The sequence below is a fragment of the Paracraurococcus lichenis genome (assembly GCF_030657435.1).
Lineage (GTDB): Bacteria > Pseudomonadota > Alphaproteobacteria > Acetobacterales > Acetobacteraceae > Paracraurococcus > Paracraurococcus lichenis.
The window spans coordinates 1-17,093 of the sequence record NZ_JAUTWS010000008.1 but is presented as its reverse complement, the minus strand read 5'-3'; the positions used below and the strand labels follow the sequence as shown (position 1 = coordinate 17,093).

The following is a 17,093-nucleotide window of genomic DNA, read 5'->3' as shown; positions in this document are numbered from 1 at the left end:
GCATCGTCATGCCAGTCGGCGGCGCAGGCCCCCGCCCACACCGCCGTTCGGGCGGAACGGCGCCATCACGTACCTGTTGCAGACGCAAGACATCACGATCAGGGGAGATTCAGGGCCCATCCTCCTCCGCCCCGGGCTGCGGACCATGGCGCTGGCTGATCATGATCACGAAGGTCGCGCTGGCCATGAGCGCGAGGGCGGCCAGGTCGCCGAGGTGGTAGCCGAGGCCGATGCGCGCGCGGGCCATGGCGGCGACGGCGGCGAGCCCGGCCATGAGGCCCGCCCAGAGCCAGAGGTTGTTGGTGAGGTGCTGCTTCATGCGGGACGTCCCTCCTTGAGGCACATCCCATAGACCCGGCGGCGCGGCGCCGCAGTTCAAGGCGGCGGGATCACGCCTGGCTGCGCCGCCGCCGTCAGGCGCCGAAGGCGAAGCGGCTGCCGGTGGTGCAGAGCACGAGCGCCTGCGGCATCTCGCGCTTCGCGGCCTCAAGGAAGTTGGGCCCGCTGCAATGCATGGGGAAGACGTAGTCGACGTCCTGCTGCTTCAGCTCCGCCATGATGCGGTCCAGGTAGTCCTGCGGCGCCGGCGCCAGGTGGAAGCCGCCGACGAGCGCATGCACCTTCTCGATGCCGGTCACCGCGCGGGCGCGGCGGATCGTGTTGAGGATGCCGCCATGGCCGCAGGAGGTGATGACGACGAGGCCGCGGCCCTTCAGGTGGTAGCAGGTGGCGTGCTCGTGCAGGTGCTGGTCCGGGACCGGCTGGCCCGCGAGTTCGGCCGGGGTGAAGTGGTGCGCCGCATACTTGCTCACGTCGCAGCCGGCGCCGTCCTGCTGGCCGAAGACGACGTAGCTGTTGGGCAGCACGCGCTCCTGGCTCACCCGCGGCACCGCGCCGGTGGTGAAGGCATGGCCCTCGATCACCAGCGGGTCCTCGCTGAGCACCGGCGTGACGCGCGCCGCGGCCAACATGGCGCGGTCCAAGCGGCCGAAGCTGGCGAAGGCGCCGTTGCCCGCGGGCGAGAGGCGTTGGCAGAAGGCGTCCTCGCCGCCGAGATAGAGCTTCAGGTCGCCCTTCATCCGCGGCCGGTGCTTCTCGAGGAAGCCCTCCAGCCCGCCGAAATGGTCGAGATGGCCATGGCTGACCACCAGCGCGTCGAGCGTCGCGGGGTCGAGGCCGAGCAGGTCGAGGTTGTTGTTGATGGTCTCGCCGGTCCAGCCGTAGTCGAGCAGGATCCGCTTCTCCTCGCCGCCCTTCGCCGAGGTCAGCCAGAGCGACAGGCCCCATTCGCTGCGCAGCACGCGGCGTTCCTTCGGGCCGTTGAAGCCGCGCACGCGCTCGATCCGGATGCCGGGCACCTGGGCGCCGCTGATGAAGATGTCGTGGTTGCCGTCGGTCACCACCTGGATGGAGAGGCTGTCGACCACCGGCGCCTCGATGCGCGGCACCTCGGCGCCGCCGGCGTCGCGGACGAAGCCGGTGCAGGCGAGACCGGCGGCGGCGCTGCCCTGCAACAGGCGGCGGCGGGAGAGGCGGTTCATGGCGGTCCTCCTTCGCGGCGCAGCATACGGGACCGAAACTGATTCGGCTACAAGGATGAAAAGCCGGGCGCGAAGGGCCTTGCCTCCAGGAACCCCGCCGCGGCGCGCAGCACCAGGCTGTCGGCGAGGCGCGGGCCGGCAAGCTGCAGCCCGACCGGCAGGCCCGCCGCGGTCCGGCCGCAGGGCAGCGCGACCGCCGGGCCATGCGAGAGGTTGAAGGGATAGGAGAACTCCGCCCAGACCAGCCAGTCCCAGGCGTGCTGCTCCCAGTGCGGCGGCCGCTGCAGCCCGACCGGGAAGGCGGCGACAGAGGCGGCGGGCGTCGCCAGCAGGTCGAACCCCGCCTCCTCGAACCAGGAATTCACCGCCGCCGCATAGGCGAAGCGGCGGCCCTGCGCGGCATGGCCCTGCAGGAAGCCGAAGTCGCGGTAGGCCTCGGTGCAGGCGACCAGGCCGGGGTCCATCTGCGCCGCCTCGGCCGCGTCGCGCGGCAGGAAGGGGCGCATGGCGGCGCCCCAGATCTCGCGCTCGAGCGCCGGGCCGGTCGGGCCCCAGGGCGGCGTCACCTGCTCCACGACGGCGCCCGCGGCTTCCAGGGCGCGCACCGCATCGGCGACCAGCGCCGCGACCTCCGGATCGACCTTCGCATGGCCCAGGTCCGGGCTATAGGCGATGCGCAGGCCTCGCAGCCCGTCCGTCGGCACCCCGCCCGGAAAGGTCTCGCCCAGCGTCGTGTGGTCCAGCGGATGCGGCCCGGCCATGACGGAGAACATCAGCGCCGCATCGGCGACGCTGCGAGTGATCGGCCCGGCATGCGACAGCGCGCCGTTGTTCGGCACCGGCGCATAGGGGACGCGGCCATAGGTCGGCTTGAAGCCGACCGCGCCGCAGAAATGCGCCGGCAGCCGGATGGAGCCGGCGCCGTCGGTGCCGAGATGCAGCGGCCCGCAGCCCGCGCCGCAGAGCGCCGCCGCGCCGCTCGACGACCCGCCCGAGGTCATGCCGTGCTGCCAGGGGTTGTGCGTCGCGCCGGTCAGCGGGTTGTGGCTGACCGCGGTCCAGCCCTGCTCCGTGCTGGTGGTCTTGCCGAGGATGACGGCGCCCGCCGCGCGCAGCCGGGCGACCAGCGGCGCATCGGCCGTGGCGGGCGTCGCGTCGGAGAGGCGCGAGCCGCGCCGGGTCGGCAGGCCGGCCACCGCCTGCATGTCCTTGATGGTGACCGGCACGCCGTGCAGCGGGCCGAGCGGATCGCCGCGCATCACCGCCGCCTCGGCCGCCTGCGCCGCCGCCCGCGCCCGCTCCGCGTCCAGCGCGACGAAGGCGTTCAGGCGCCCCTCCCAGGCGGCGATGCGGGCGAGCACGGCCTCCGTCACCTCGACGGGGGAGGCCTGTCGCGCGCGGACCAGCGCGGCAAGCTCGGTGGCGGAGGCGGTGGCGAGATCGGTCGTCGGCATGCGCCGACCATCGCGCGCCCCGGTCTACGCGTCCAGTCGGGGCGTCCGGCCGGCGCGGCTACTCCCCGCCATAGGCCTTCTGCTGGTTCTCCAGCATCAGCGCGTCCAGGCGCCGGCCCGGGGTGAAGCCCTGCAGCCCCTCCGGCAGGGGCACGCCCGCCGGCATGCGCGGGCAGGGCTCGGCGGCGCCGATCACCAGCGTCACCGGATAGCGCGCGGCGTAGATCGGCAGCGCGTAGTCCTCCTCCTCGTCGGCCACGCCCTTGCTGCGGACCTTGCCGCTGGCCTCCTCGATTTCCATGGCGATGACGGTGGTGGCCTTCAGCTCCTGCGCCGTGCTCTGCCGCAACTCCTGCGCGCGCCCGGGGTAGAAGCGGTCGATCATCGCATCCAGCGCCCGCGCCTTCTCCGCCGCATCCTCCAGGATGCGCGCGGTGCCGAAGCACATCGCCGAACGGTAGTCGACCGAATGGTTGAAGCCGCAGCGGGCAAGGACGAGGCTGTCGAGATGCGTCACGGTCAGGCAGACCGGCAGGCCGCCCTTCTGCGCGCGCAGCATCCGGCTGGCCGAGGAGCCGTGCCAGTAGAGCGTGTCGCCCTCCCGCCAGAAGGCGGTCGGGGTGCAGTAGGGCTGGCCGTCGATGACATAGGCGATATGGGCGATCATCGCGGCGTCGAGGATGGCGTGGACCGAGGCCCGGTCGTAGCGCCCGCGCTCATGCAGGCGGCGGACCTTGTTCCGCTCGGAGACGGGGTAGCTGTCGGGCGGCAGGGCGGTGTCGGGCATCGGGCACTCGGCGGAAGGTGTTGCGGGCGGGATCATGACAGCACCATGATTGGACCAGCGCGAGGGCCAATCGGGGCCGCAAGCGCTGGTCCAATCCGCCATGGCCCATGCCGTCGAGCTGATGCTGCCGCCACCCGACCGCGGCTCCGGCGTGCCGGTGCTGCGGCAGCTCTACCTGGCGCTGCGCGGCGCCATCCTCTCGGGCGCCCTGCCGCCCGGGGCGCGGCTGCCGCCGACCCGGGCCCTGGCGCAGCAGCTCGGCCTCGCCCGCAATACCGTGGTCGTGGCCTATGAACAGCTTCTCGCCGAAGGCTTCGTCGAGGGGCGGGTCGGCGCCGGCACGCATGTCTCGCGCGACCTGCCGGAGGCGCCGGAGCCGCCCCCGCCCGCGCCGCCCGTGCCGCCGCCCGTCGAGGGGCCGGCACTCGACGACCTGTCGACCCGCCCCTTCAACACCGGCCGCACCGGCTGGGACGACCGGTCGCAGCGGGTCTGGCGCCGCCTGACGCTGAAGCGGCTCGCGGCACCGGACCCCGCCATGTTCGGCTATGGCGACCCGAGCGGCAGCCGGGCGCTGCGGGTGGCGATCGCCGACTACCTGCGGGCCGCCCGCGCGGTGCGCTGCGACCCGGACCAGGTGGTGGTGACCACCGGGGCGCAGCAGGCGATCGACCTGGTGCTGCGCGTGCTGCTGCGGCCGGGTGACCCGGTCTGGCTGGAGGATCCCTGCTATCCCGCGCTGCGCACCGCGCTGGCGGCGGCCGGCGCGCGGCTGGTGCCGGTGCCGGTGGACGCGCAGGGGCTGGATGTCGCCGCCGGAATCGCCGCGGCGCCGGAGGCGCGCCTCGCCTATGTCACGCCGAGTTCGCAATACCCGCTCGGCAGCGTGCTCTCCATGGCGCGGCGGCTGGAGCTGCTGGCCTGGGCGCGGCGCACCGGGGCCTTCCTGCTGGAGGACGACTACGACAGCGAGTTCCGCTACGCCGGCCGCCCGCTCGCCTCCCTGCAGGGCATCGATGAGGCGGGGCGCGTCATCTATGTCGGCACCTTCAGCAAGGTGCTCTTCCCCGGCCTCCGCCTCGGCTATTGCGTGCTGCCGCCGGCGCTGCTCGGGCCGGTGCGGGAGGCACGGCTGCGCACGGACTGGCATCCGGCGACGCTGACCGAAGGGGTCGTGACGGATCTCCTGGCGGAGGGGCATTTCGCCCAGCACCTCCGGCGCATGCGGCTGCAGTACCGCACGGCGCGGGACGCGCTGGTCGAGGCGCTGCGGGCGGAGGCCGGCGACATCCTCGAGGTCGAGGCGCCCGAGCAGGGGCTGAAGCTGGTGGCCCGGCTGCACGGCGGGCGGAGCGACCTGGCGGTGGCGCAGGCGGCGGCGCGGCGCGGGGTCGTGGCGCGGCCGGTCAGCCCGATGTTCCTCGCGGCGCCGCCGCTGCAGGGGCTGATGCTGGGGTTCTCGGGATATGGGCCGCCGGAGTTGCGGCGCGCGGCGCGGCGGCTGGCGGAGGCGGTCAGGGGGTGAGGCGTGCGGATGACCGAAGGGCCGAATGGCCCGGAGGTCTGAATCGGCTCGCCCATCATACAAGGCGTGCCGATGACCGAAGGGCCGGAGGGGTCCCCACGAAGCAGCGCTTCGTGGGGTGCCCCGGATAGCCCGAAGGTCCGGATCGGCTCGCCCGACATGCAAGGCGCCCCGCCCGGTGGCGAGGGACCGCCCGCGATGCACCGCAGCCCTCGGCGGGCCTGGACCGGCAGCCCGTCCGTCGCCGGTGCCGGATCCGGGAGCCGGACCCGCAAATCCAGGCACCACACCCTGAGATTGCGGTAGGCGACCCGGTATCGCGTCGATTTAGATGGGTCCAGTCACGAGCCTTCCGCTCCGGATCTGCTTCTCATCTGGAATCCCTGCATGACCTACGCCTCCCCGGCCTTTCACGCGGCCTCGTCGCCTCCTCCCGGGCGCCAAGGGTTTGGCGTCCGTGCCAAGCTGATGGCCGCGTTCGGCGCGCTACTCCTGGCGGTCATCGTGATGGGCGGCTTTGCCGTCCTGCAGCTCGGCAGCCTCGACTCCCGTGCACGCGAGGTGCGAGACAACTGGCTGCCGAGCGTCAGCGTACTCGGCCGGCTGGGCGAGCGGGCCACCCGGTACCGCCAGGTTCAGGCCTTCGCGCTCCTGAACACCGATCCCGAACGCGGGGAAAGTCTGGCGAAGGCCCTCGTGACCACCGAGGCGGAGGTCGAGCGCTTCTGGTCGGACTACCGATCGCTCGTGTCGGCCGGTGAGGAGCAGGCCCTCGCGGCCGCCATCGGGCAGGCCTGGCAGGATTACAGCGCCCTCAGCCGGCGCGTTGCCGATCTCGTGCGGGGTGGCGACACCGCCGCGGCGGCGGCACTCTTCATGGGTGAGGGCCGGACGGTGTTCGACCGCCTGCGCGCCGCGATTATGGCCGATGCCGATTTCAACGAGCGCTCCGGCAAAGCGGCCGCCGATCGGGGGAGCGAAGCCTACCAGTTTTCGCTCTGGATCATCGGCCTGGTTTCGCTGGCGGCCACGGGCCTGACCCTCGCTGCCGCTGCCTGGCTGAACAGCAACGTGATCGCCCGCGTCATCCGGTTGGCGGGCGTCACCCGGCAGCTCGCACGACACGACTACGGCTTCGACCTGCCCTGCGCTCTCCGGAGCGACGAGATCGGCGACCTCGCCCGCGCCCTCGACGAGTGCCGCAATGGCCTACGCGAGGCCGATCGGCTGGCCTCGGAACAGGCGGCGGAGCAGGCGGCGAAGGCAGCCCGGGCGGACCGGCTGGCCGCGCTGCTGCGCGGCTTCGAGACCAAGGTGCGCCGCACCGTCGAGGCGGTCGCGGCGGCGGTATTGCAGCTTCAGGGCACCGCCCGCGCCATGGCCGGCAGCGCCGAGGGCACCCTCGAGCGCGCCGGCGCGGTCGCCGCCGCCGCCGAGCAGACCAGCGCCAATGTCCAGACGGTGGCCGCCGCCGCCGAGGAACTCTCCGCCTCCATCGCCGAGATCACCCGCCAAGTCTCCCAGAGTTCCAAGGTCGCCGGCCAGGCCGTCGCCGAGGCGCGGCGCACCGACGAGGTCGTCCGCGGCCTCGCCGAGGGCGCCCAGCGCATCGGCGAGGTCATGCGCCTGATCACCACCATCGCCGGCCAGACCAACCTGCTCGCCCTCAACGCCACCATCGAGGCGGCGCGGGCCGGCGAGGCCGGCAAGGGCTTCGCGGTGGTCGCCTCCGAGGTCAAGAACCTCGCGGCACAGACCGCCAAGGCGACCGAGGAGATCGCGGCCCAGGTCGGGGCGATGCAGTCGGCCACCGGCGACGCGGTCGGCGCGATCCAGGCGATCGGGACGCGCATCGCCGAGGTGAGCGAGATCGCCGCCACCATCGCCGCCGCCGTCGAGGAGCAGGGCTCGGCGACCTCGGAGATCGCCCGCAGCGTGCAGCAGGCCGCGGCCGGCACGCAGAGCGTCTCGGGCGCGATCGGCGCGGTCAGCCGTGCCGCCGGCGAGGCCCGCACCACCGCCGGCGAGGTCGCCACCGCGTCCGAGGAACTCGGGCGGCAGGCCAAGACCCTCGACCAGGAGATCGGCAGCTTCCTCTCGGACATCGGCAGGACGGAGGGCGCGAGAGCGGCCTGAGCAGGATTGCGGCGCCTGCCACCTGGCGGGCGCCGATGTGCCTGCCGGCTCCGGCATGGGTCCGGCCACCGCCCTCCGGGGACTGCCGGGCATCGCAGTCCCGGACCATCAAGAGTCCGCTGGCAAGACTCCGCTGGCAGCGATGCCCGGAGTGCCGCCGGGGACGGCCCACCCGGGCGCCGTCATCCCTTTCCCGCACCATCCGGCCCGCCGCGCCGCGCGCCGTACCATTCCCGCAACCGCCCGGCCGTCCTACAACCCGCCCCGCATGAGCCCGCGCGACCTCCCGGAGGGCGACCTCGCCCCGCCTCTCCAGGCCGCGCCCGCGGCCCGGCCGAAGCCCGCCACCTGGCTGCTGGTGGCGATGACCGGCCTCGGCCCCTTCACCATGCAGATCCTGATCCCGAGCCTGCCGGTCCTCGCCGCGGCGCTCGCGGTGCCCTATTCCACCATCCAGCTCACGCTGACGCTCTACCTCGCGGGCGTCGCCGTCGCGCAACTCGGCTACGGTCCGCTCTCCGACCGCTTCGGCCGCAAGAACCTGCTGCTCGGCGGCCTCGTGATCTACCTCGTCGGCAGCGTCGCCGCGGCGCTGGCGCCCTCGGCCGGCTGGCTGATCGCGGCGCGGGTGCTGCAGGCGGTCGGCGGCTGCGCCGGGCTCGTGCTCGGCCGCGCCATGATCCGCGACAGCTACCCGCGGGAGGAAGCGGCCGTCGTCCTCGGCTATGTCTCCACCGCCATGGCGGTCGCGCCGATGCTCTCGCCCATCATCGGCTCGCTGCTGCATGCGCATCTCGGCTGGCGGGCGACCATGCTGGCCTGCCTCGGCTTCGGCCTGCCGCTGCTGCTAGCGGTGCGCGCGAAGCTGCCGGAGACGCTGGCGCAGCCGGCGCCCCTGCCCGGCCTCGGCGGCATGCTCGGCGCCTACCGCACGTTGCTGCGCATCCCGGTCTTCCGGGCCTATTGCGGCATCACCGCCTGCGCGACCTCGATGTTCTTCTCCTTCGCCGCCGGCGGGCCCGTCGTGGTGGTGCAGGGCCTCGGCCATGCGCCGACCACCTATGCGCTGGCGATGATGGCGATCTCGGCCGGCTGGAGCAGCGGCACCTTCACCGCGGCGCGGCTGGTGCGGCGGCTGGGGACGGCGCGGATGCTGCTGGTCGGCACGGCGGTGACGACGGCGGGCGGCCTCGCCGCCTTCGTCCTGCCGCTGGCCGTGGCGCCGAGCCTGCTCTCCTTCTTCCTGCCCATGGCGGTCGTCGCGCTCGGCAACGGCATGACGCAGCCGAGCGCGATCGCGGCCGCGGTCAGCGTGCGGCCGATGCTGGCCGGCACGGCGAGCGGGCTGATCGGCGCGCTGCAGATGGGCGCGGGCGCGCTGGCGACGGTGCTGGCCGGCTCGCTGGAGGGCGGCGCGGGCATCGCCAGCGGCGCCTGCATGCTGGCCGGCGCGCTCGGGGCGCAGGCGGCGCTGCGCTACGCCCGGCGGCACGGCGGCTAAGCAAACCCCTTGGGGGTTTGCGCTGCAACAAAACCCTAAGCAGGCTTTCACTTGAAGAAGTTGGGCCGCACGAAGTGTGGCCCAATCCGCGAAAGCCTGCTTAGGCGAAGGCCGGCCGGGCGGGCATTGCAGCGGATCGCGCCCATGACCACAGGCCGATCCGCTGCTCCCGGTCTTCCGCCCCGCGGCGGACCGCCCTACCGCGCCCGCACCATGACGTGCAGCACCTGCACCGGCGCGCTCTCCCAGGGCCGGCGCAGCGTCAGCACTAGGTCATGCTCGCCGGGCGCCGTCGGGCGCAGCCGCAGCGTCTCCAGCGTCGCGGCACCGACCGCCGCGGCGCCGCCGGCCCGCGGCTCGATCGCCACATCCGCGATGCCCGGCGGGATCTGCGTGACCTGCCAGTCATAGCCGGCGGTGCCCTGCCGCTCCAGCGGCACCGCCCCGACCTCGCCGACGGAGAGGTCGAGGGACACCTGGCGCTGCTCAGCCATTCCACCACTTCTGCCAGACCTGGTTGTCCGTGCCGCGGACGAAGACGTGCTCGTGGTTCGGGCCCATGGAGCCGGGCGCCGGCTCGGAGGCCAGCACGCCGCCGTCGTTGTGCCGGCCCCAGTCATGCCAGGCATTGTTGAACCAGGCCTTCTGCCACAGCGCGTTGTCGCTGCCGCGGACATAGATGTTGCAGACCGTGTTGTTGCGGGAGATGACCGCCGGAGCCCCGGTGAAGCCGACCGGCGGGGCGCCTAGCGCGAACCAGCCGGACCAGCCCTTCTCCGCCGTCCAGAACTTCTGCCAGACCTGGTTGTCGGTACCGCGGATGAAGACGTGCTCGTGGTTCGGGCCCATGGAGCCGAGCGCGGGTTCCGAGGCCAGCACGCCTCCGTCGTTGTGCCGGCCCCAGTCGTGCCAGGCATTGTTGAACCAGGCCTTCTGCCACAGCGCATTGTCGCTGCCGCGGACATAGATGTTGCAGACCGTGCTGTTGCGCGAGATGACCGCGGGCGCGCCCTGGAAGCCGACCGGCGGGGCGCCGAGGGCGAACCAGCCGGACCATCCCTTCTCCGCCGTCCAGAACTTCTGCCAGACCTGGTTGTCGGTACCGCGGATGAAGACGTGCTCGTGGTTCGGGCCCATGGAGCCGAGCGCGGGTTCCGAGGCCAGCACGCCGCCGTCGTTGTGCCGGCCCCAGTCGTGCCAGGCATTGTTGAACCAGGCCTTCTGCCACAGCGCATTGTCGCTGCCGCGGACATAGATGTTGCAGACCGTGCTGTTGCGCGAGATGACCGAGGGCGCGCCGGTGAAGCCGCCCGCGGGCGCGCCGAGCGGCACCCAGTTCGACCAGCCGCGATGCACGGGCAGCACCGTGCCGGTGCCCCAGAAGAAGGGGAATTCCGTGTCGATGCCGCATTCGCCATAGGCGATGCGGAAGAAGCCGGCATCGCCCCAGCCGGGGCCCCAGGAGTTCTTGCAGATCCAGCAGCGGTCGGCCTCGGAATAGCCGATGACCTCGACGCAGTGCAGGCCGGCCTCGGTGCCCGAGACATGGTGGTAGACGCCGCCGCCATAGGAGAAGAAGTCGTTGAAGACGTGCAGGATGGCCGAGCAGGGTCCGACCGTGGAGAGATGGTGCTTGCGCGCATCGGCATCGGCGAGGCTGCCGAAGGAGGTGATCCTCACCGCCCGCGCGTCGCGGTCCGGGGCGAGGTGGCAATGCGGCGCGCCGCCCTCGAAGGCTGAGGCATAGGGGAAGGCAGCCTCGTCGGGGATGCCGCGCGACTGGATCTGGCCGAGCGCCTGGTCCGGCCACCATCCCCCGCAATTGGCGCCGTGCGAGGAGCAGAAATGCAGGTCGGCCTCGGAGAGGTCGAGGGCCTGGCCATGCTCGATCGAGGCCATGGCCTCCACCAGCGCGGCGCAGCAGAAGGAGACGCAGGAGCCGCAATTGCCCTGGTCCTTCACCGGCGTGATGTGGTTGCGGCCGTTGCGGTTGCGCCAGTCGACGGCGGGGTCGAAGCCGAGCGCGCCGGCGGCGAGCGCCGCGAGGGCCGGCTTCGGCGCCATGGCGGCGGCGAGCGAGGCCTGGTCCACCACCACGCCGAGGCGGCGGCGGCGCAGGTCGTCCGGCATGGTGGTCAGGGGCGTGTTGCGCGCCTGCCATCGGGCATTCGATTGACTGAGGGCCTGGGCAAGCGATGCAACCTGGGGATCCGACACGGCGACATCCTCCTGTCTTTTGCCAGCGCCGGAGGATTGCATGCTGTGGAAATGCCAAATCTGTATTTGGCGCGAGGACGTCCTGTACTGTGCCTGCCCGCACAGGTCGTACAACGATTGTGCACGCTGTCGGACCCGTGCCGGCCCCGATCAGGAATGGTTGCCGCCCTTGTCCGATAGGCAGGCCGATTCAGGCCTCCACGCCCTGCGGGCGCTGCGGCCATCGGGCCGGCTTGTATGGTGGGCGAGCCGATTCAGACCTCCGGGCCATCCGGCCCTTCGGTCATCGGGCGGCTCAGGCGTGCCCGGCCGCGCCCGAGAGCAGCAGCGGATCGACCTTCAGCTTGGCCATGGCCTGGAACCACTTCCGGTCGCCATCCTCACCGAACAGCAGGCCCTCGTCCGGCGGCACGGAGAGCCAGGCATTCGCCTGGATCTCGTCCTCGAGCTGCCCGGGGCCCCAGCCGGCATAGCCGAGCGCGAGGATCCCCTGCCGCGGCCCGCCGCCGCCGGCGATGGCCGAGAGGATGTCCACGCTCGCCGTCAGCCCCAGATCCTCGGTGACGCGCAGCGACTGGTCGTTGGACCAGTCGAGCGTGTGCAGCACGAAGCCGCGGCCGCCATCCACCGGGCCGCCCTGGCACAGCCGGATGCGCCGCTGCGGCGGCACGGGCTTGAGGCCGAGCTGGGCCAGGAGTTCGTCGAAGGACATGCCCTCGAGCGGGCGGTTGAGCACGATGCCCATCGCACCCTCGGAGGAATGGGCGCAAAGACAGATGACGGACTTCGCGAAGCGCGGGTCCTGCATGCTGGGCATGGCGATCAGCACCTGCCCGCCAAGGTAGCCCGCCTCCGCGGAGGAGGCCTTTGCCGGTTCGGGGCGCACGCGTCTTGCCATGCGGGCAAGATGGCCGTGGCGGGGCACCGGCGCAAGCAGCCCATGCCGGCCGCGCCGCGTCTCTTCATCGGCGGCACGGCGCGGTGACAGGGGAGGCGGAAGCGACTACATGCGACGGCACCCCAACGAGGGAGGGACCACCCATGACCATCCAGGTCGGCGACCGCATCCCGTCCGCGAAGCTCATGCTCGGCACGCCGGAAGGGCCGAAGGAGACCAGCACCGAGGAATTGTTCGGCGGCAAGACCGCCGTGCTGTTCGGCGTGCCGGGCGCCTTCACGCCCACCTGCTCGGCCAAGCACCTGCCGGGCTTCGTCGATAATTTCGAGGCGCTGAAGGCGAAGGGCGCCGAGGTGGTCGCCTGCATGGCGGTCAACGACGCCTTCGTCATGGCCGCCTGGGGCAAGGACCAGGGCGTCGCCGGGAAGGTGGCGATGATCGCTGACGGCAGCGCGGAGTTCACCAAGAAGCTCGGCCTCGAGCTCGACCTGACCGCCCGCGGCCTCGGCATCCGCTGCCAGCGCTTCGCGCTCGTCGCCAAGGACGGCAAGGTGACGCATATCGCGGTCGAGGCGCCGGGCGCCTTCGAGGTCAGCCGGGCGGAGGCGGTCCTCGGCGCCCTGTAAAGGGCCAGGGCCGTCGTCCCTGGCGGCCCGCCGGCGGCGCCCCGGCTGCCGGCTCCGGGGCTCGATGCGCGCCGCCGACATCGCCACGCCTGCCGGCGGGCGCCCGGTGGGGCCTCGGCGCCGGTCCCGGCACGCGCCGGACCTCCGGCGACTCGGCCTCGACCGGAGCTTTATGTTGCACTGCACAATTTTGACTGACCATAGGTCGCGCAGCCGTTATACTGTGTCGGCGCATGGCATCCCGCGGTGCGCCGGCCGCGTTCTGTCGGCCGCCCCATCCGGAGAGCGACGGCGTTGAACCCCTTCACCACTGCGACCCTCGCCTGGCAGACCGCCTTCGTCTTCACCCTGCGCAGCCTGCAGCTCTGGACCGAGCCGGCGGCGGCGCAGGCAAGGCTGACCTCCTATGCGCTGGAAAAGCAGAAGGCCTTCGCGGCCGGCGCCATGGCGGCGGGCAATGCCGTGCTGGCCGGCGCCGCGGCGCCGGCGGTGATCGAGGCCGCGCTGGCCCCGGCGCACCGGCGGGTGCGGGCCAATGCGCGGCGGCTCATGCGGGGCTAGCTCAATGGTCTGGACATGCAAGCGACCGATTGGCCGAGGTGATCGCAGCACCCAGCACGACCTGGGCAGTATCTGATCTGATGGTGATCGGCACCTGTGTCGGCAGATCGGCGGAACCAGCCCAGCGAAGAGTCGCGCCATGACGGCGCGGCGCTCCTCGGCCGGAATGGACCGATGAGGGCCGCACATCCGCCCTGATCGGACACCGTCCGACAGATCGAGTGGCGATCTTGACAAGGCCCGCAGACGATCCCGCACAGGACGGCCTCACCCCCGCCCGCGCGCTCGTCACCCACCCACCGCGCAACGAATCCTCCCCGTCGGCGCTTCGCCCGGCATGACCACCCCGCCCGCGCCGCCGCTCGGCCTCCCGCACCTCGCCGGCTGTCCCGATTGCGGCCTCTTCCAGCGCCTGCCGGGCGCCCTGCCGCCCCGCGCCGCGGCAAGCTGCCTGCGCTGCGACGCGGTGCTCCGCCGCCAGCGGCGGGACCCCTTCGGCGCGCCGCTCGCCCTCATCCTCGCCGCCCTCCTCCTCGCCCTCGTCGCCCTCTCCCTCCCCCTGCTCGCCATCGACATCCGCGGCCGGGGGGAGGCGACGACGCTCGCCACCCTCCCCCTCGCCTTCGACCGCTACCGCTTCTGGGAGCTCTCGGCGCTGACGGCGGCCACCGTCGTGCTGCTGCCCGTGCTGCGCCTGCTGCTGCTGCTCGCCGTGCTGCTCGGCCTGCGGCTGCCGGCGCCGCCGCGGCGGCTCTACCTGGCCTATCGCTGGCAGGCAGCGCTCCGCCCCTGGGCGATGACGGAGGTCTTCCTGCTCGGCGTCTTCGTCGCCTACACCCGCCTCGTCGCGCTGGCCGAGGTCGAGGTCGGGCCGGCCCTCTGGGCGCTCGGCGCCGTCATGCTGGCGATGTGCGCGGCCGATGCGGCACAGGACGGCCATGCCGTCTGGCAGGCGCTGGAGCGGCGCGGCTGCACCGCCGCGCGCCGGCCGCTCGCCGGCCCGCAGCTCATCGCCTGCACCGGCTGCGGGCTGGTGAGCCGGGCGGCGGAGGGCGCGCGCTGCCCGCGCTGCGCGACGCGGCTGCACCGGCGGCGGCCGGGGAGCGTCGGCCAGGCCTGGGCGCTGGTGGCCGCGGCGGCAATCCTCTACCTGCCGGCCAATGCCTATCCGGTGATGACCGTCACCTATCTCGGCCGCGGCGCGCCGCACACCATCCTCGGCGGGGCGGAGGACCTGGTCAGCGCCGGCCTCTGGCCGCTCGCGCTGCTGGTCTTCGTCGCCTCCATCGCCGTCCCCGTGCTCAAGCTCGCGGGCCTCGGCCTCCTGCTCGTCGCCTCCCGCCGCGGGGCCCGGGGGCGGCTGCGGGACCTCATGCGGCTCTACCGCATCGTGGAGGCGGTCGGGCGCTGGTCGATGATCGACGTCTTCATGCTGGCGACCCTGGTCGCGCTGGTGCAGGCGGGCGTGCTGGCGACCGTGACGCCGGGGCTCGGCGCGCTCGCCTTCGCCGCCGTGGTGGTGCTGACCATGCTGGCGGCGGAGCGGCTGGACCCGCGCCTCGTCTGGGATGCCGCGGAGCGGCGGGGCGGCGCGGCATGAGCGGGCATGACGCGATGCCGGAGGCGCGGCTCGCCCCGCGCGGCCGCTGGTCGCTGATCTGGCTGATCCCGGTGGTGGCCGCCGGCATCGCCGGCTGGCTCGCCTGGCGGACGCTGTCCCAGCGCGGGCCGGAGATCACCATCACCTTCCAGACCGGGGACGGGCTGACCGCGGGCCAGACCAAGGTGCGGCACAAGGCGGTCGAGCTCGGCACCGTCGAGGGCGTGCGGCTGACGGAGAACCTCGACCATGTCGTCGCCACGCTGCGCATGTCGCGCGATGCCGAGCCCTTCCTGACCGACCGCGCCCGCTTCTGGGTGGTGCGGCCGCGGGTGACGGCGGGCAATGTCTCGGGGCTGGAGACGCTGGTCTCCGGCGCCTTCATCGAGCTCGATCCCGGCCAGCCCGGTGGGACGGTGCGGCGGGCCTTCACCGGCCTCGATTCCCCGCCCGGCGTGCGCTCGGGCGAGCCGGGGCGGACGGTGCACATCACCGCCGACCGCATCGGCTCGCTCGCCAGCGGCTCGCCCATCTTCTACCGCGACATCACGGTCGGCGAGGTGCTGGGCTACGACCTGCCGGACGATGGCCGCGGCCCGGTGACGATCAATGCCTTCGTCCGCGCGCCCTATGACCGGCTGATCAATGGCGGCACGCATTTTTGGAACGCCTCCGGCGTCGCGGTGCGGGTCGGGGCGGAGGGGGTGCGGGTGGAGCTCGAATCGCTGCAAGCCGTGCTCGCCGGCGGCATCGCCTTCGAGGATTCGGTCGACGGCCAGCACCAGCCGGCGCCGGAGGATGGCCGCTTCCGCCTCTACCGCTCGCAGGAGGAGGCGCGCGCCGCCGGCTATCGCCAGCGCGTCGCGGCGCTGGCCTATTTCGACAGCGCCGCCCGCGGCCTCGCCCCCGGCGCGCCGGTGGAGATGCTGGGCATCCAGATCGGCACGGTGACGGAGGTGGGGCTGACCGAGGATCTCGCGCGCGGGCAGCGGCCGCGGGTGCGCGTGCGGATCGAGATCCAGCCGGAGCGCTTCATGGGCCCGGATGCGCCGCCGCCGAAGGACGTGCCGGAGGCGGCGCGGCGGCTGGTGGCGGGCGGGCTGCGGGCGCGGCTGGCCAGCGCCAGCCTGCTGACCGGGCAGCAGCTCGTGGCGCTCGACTTCAATCCCGCCGCCCCGCCGGCCGAGCCGGGCTTCGAGGGCGAGGTGCCGGTGCTGCCGACGGCGGGCGGCGGGCTCGACGACCTGACGAGTTCGCTGACCTCGATCGCGGACAAGGTGAATGCCCTGCCACTCGACCGCCTTGCGGCGGATCTCGGCGCCGCGCTGCGGGCGGCCACCGGCACGATGGAGGAGGCGCAGGGGGTGCTGCGGCAGGCCAACCAGGGGCTTGCCCCGGCAATGGCGGAGCTGCCGCGCACGCTGGCCCGGATGAACGAGGCGCTGACGCGGGCGACGGCGCTGCTCGGCTCGGCCGAGCGCGGCTATGGCCAGGACAGCGCGGTGCGGCGGGAGGCGCAGCGGATGCTCGAGCAGGCGAACGACGCGGCGCGCTCCATACGGTTGCTGGCGGATTTCCTGAACAGGCACCCGGAGGCGCTGCTGCGCGGCCGCAGCGGGGAGGCCTTCCGGTGAGGCGGCGGGGGCTGCTCGCGGCGCTGGCGCTCGGCGCCTGCGCCCGCTCGCCGGAGCCGCGGCTCTTCACGCTCGCGCCGCTGCCGGGGGAGGCGCGGCCGGGCGGGCCGCGGACGATCGAGCTGCGGCGCCCGGGCCTGGCCGGCTATCTCGACCGGCCGGAGATCGTGCGCGCGGCGGGGCCCTACCAGGTGGGGCTGGCGGGGGCGGAGCGCTGGGCGGAGCCCTTCGCCGACATGCTCGGCCGGGTGCTGGCCGAGAACCTGACGCAGCGCCTGCCGGGCAGCACGGTCTTCACCGAGGCGGGCGGGCTCTCGGCCGATGCCGACGGGGTGGTGGAGCTGGACGTGCAGCGCTTCGACGCCGATGCGGCCGGCAGGGTGACGCTGCTGGCGCAGGTGGCGGTGCGGCGCGGCAGCGGCCGCAGGGAGGGGACGAGGACGCGGTCGCTGCGGCTGAGCCTGCCGGCAGCGGGCGACGGGACACCAGCGATGGTGGCGGCGATGAGCGCGGCGCTGGCACAGCTTGCGGATGCGGTGGCGGGGATGCTGCGCGGGGGGTGACGGGCGTTGCGGCGGCTGCGGCACCGACAACGCCTATTGTCCCGAAGAAA

Annotated in this window: 15 protein-coding genes; 8 read left to right on the top strand and 7 right to left on the bottom strand. The window is 73.2% G+C overall.

Features of this window, described 5'->3' with window-relative positions:
• Window positions 1-109 precede the first annotated feature (109 nt).
• The 4 genes from Q7A36_RS10020 to Q7A36_RS10005 all read right to left on the bottom strand — a co-directional run bounded on the left by Q7A36_RS10020 (window position 110) and on the right by Q7A36_RS10005 (window position 3,782).
• Window positions 110-319 carry a hypothetical protein gene (locus tag Q7A36_RS10020; RefSeq protein ID WP_305103549.1) on the bottom strand — a complete coding sequence of 70 codons (210 nt, stop codon included), beginning with the start codon at window positions 317-319 and terminating at the stop codon, window positions 110-112.
• Window positions 320-413: 94 nt separating this feature from the next.
• Window positions 414-1,541: an MBL fold metallo-hydrolase gene (locus Q7A36_RS10015; RefSeq protein WP_305103548.1), complete on the bottom strand. Its 1,128-nt coding sequence runs from the start codon at window positions 1,539-1,541 to the stop codon at window positions 414-416.
• Window positions 1,542-1,588: 47 nt separating this feature from the next.
• Entirely contained in the window at window positions 1,589-2,995 is a 1,407-nt protein-coding gene (locus tag Q7A36_RS10010) for an amidase family protein (protein WP_305103547.1), read from the bottom strand.
• A gap of 58 nt (window positions 2,996-3,053) precedes the next feature.
• Window positions 3,054-3,782 (bottom strand): pyridoxamine 5'-phosphate oxidase family protein, encoded by a 729-nt coding sequence (locus Q7A36_RS10005; protein ID WP_305103546.1) that lies wholly within the window; start codon window positions 3,780-3,782, stop codon window positions 3,054-3,056.
• A gap of 100 nt (window positions 3,783-3,882) precedes the next feature.
• On the opposite strand from Q7A36_RS10005, the gene pdxR reads away from it, so the two are divergent.
• From pdxR to Q7A36_RS09990, 3 genes are all read left to right on the top strand, one after another.
• Complete coding sequence (gene pdxR, locus Q7A36_RS10000) at window positions 3,883-5,307, top strand: MocR-like pyridoxine biosynthesis transcription factor PdxR (RefSeq protein WP_305103545.1); 1,425 nt, start codon at window positions 3,883-3,885, stop codon at window positions 5,305-5,307.
• A 387-nt stretch (window positions 5,308-5,694) separates the two neighbouring features.
• The gene (locus Q7A36_RS09995; protein WP_305103544.1) at window positions 5,695-7,443 is read left to right on the top strand and encodes a methyl-accepting chemotaxis protein; all 1,749 of its coding nucleotides are present in this window, start codon (window positions 5,695-5,697) and stop codon (window positions 7,441-7,443) included.
• A gap of 268 nt (window positions 7,444-7,711) precedes the next feature.
• A complete protein-coding gene (locus Q7A36_RS09990; protein ID WP_305103543.1) occupies window positions 7,712-8,944 on the top strand; it encodes a multidrug effflux MFS transporter in 1,233 nt (410 codons plus the stop codon).
• Window positions 8,945-9,141: 197 nt separating this feature from the next.
• Here Q7A36_RS09990 and Q7A36_RS09985 read toward each other — a convergent pair whose 3' ends face one another.
• From Q7A36_RS09985 to Q7A36_RS09975, 3 genes are all read right to left on the bottom strand, one after another.
• Window positions 9,142-9,438 (bottom strand): protease inhibitor I42 family protein, encoded by a 297-nt coding sequence (locus tag Q7A36_RS09985; protein WP_305103542.1) that lies wholly within the window; start codon window positions 9,436-9,438, stop codon window positions 9,142-9,144.
• Complete coding sequence (locus Q7A36_RS09980; RefSeq protein WP_305103541.1) at window positions 9,431-11,161, bottom strand: C1 family peptidase; 1,731 nt, start codon at window positions 11,159-11,161, stop codon at window positions 9,431-9,433. The genes Q7A36_RS09985 and Q7A36_RS09980 overlap by 8 nt, the downstream gene beginning before the upstream one ends.
• Before the next feature lie 295 nt (window positions 11,162-11,456).
• Window positions 11,457-12,047 (bottom strand): YqgE/AlgH family protein, encoded by a 591-nt coding sequence (locus Q7A36_RS09975; RefSeq protein ID WP_305103540.1) that lies wholly within the window; start codon window positions 12,045-12,047, stop codon window positions 11,457-11,459.
• A gap of 155 nt (window positions 12,048-12,202) precedes the next feature.
• On the opposite strand from Q7A36_RS09975, the gene Q7A36_RS09970 reads away from it, so the two are divergent.
• The 5 genes from Q7A36_RS09970 to Q7A36_RS09950 all read left to right on the top strand — a co-directional run bounded on the left by Q7A36_RS09970 (window position 12,203) and on the right by Q7A36_RS09950 (window position 17,043).
• Window positions 12,203-12,685, top strand: coding sequence for a peroxiredoxin (locus Q7A36_RS09970; RefSeq protein WP_305103539.1), 483 nt, complete (start codon window positions 12,203-12,205; stop codon window positions 12,683-12,685).
• A gap of 294 nt (window positions 12,686-12,979) precedes the next feature.
• Complete coding sequence (locus Q7A36_RS09965; RefSeq protein WP_305103538.1) at window positions 12,980-13,246, top strand: hypothetical protein; 267 nt, start codon at window positions 12,980-12,982, stop codon at window positions 13,244-13,246.
• A gap of 337 nt (window positions 13,247-13,583) precedes the next feature.
• Entirely contained in the window at window positions 13,584-14,846 is a 1,263-nt protein-coding gene (locus Q7A36_RS09960; protein WP_305103537.1) for a paraquat-inducible protein A, read from the top strand.
• On the top strand, window positions 14,843-16,480 hold the full coding sequence (locus tag Q7A36_RS09955; RefSeq protein ID WP_305103536.1) for a PqiB family protein: 1,638 nt from the start codon (window positions 14,843-14,845) through the stop codon (window positions 16,478-16,480). Before Q7A36_RS09960 ends, Q7A36_RS09955 begins: the two co-directional genes overlap by 4 nt.
• Complete coding sequence (locus Q7A36_RS09950; protein ID WP_305103535.1) at window positions 16,477-17,043, top strand: PqiC family protein; 567 nt, start codon at window positions 16,477-16,479, stop codon at window positions 17,041-17,043. Before Q7A36_RS09955 ends, Q7A36_RS09950 begins: the two co-directional genes overlap by 4 nt.
• Window positions 17,044-17,093: the final 50 nt, after the last annotated feature.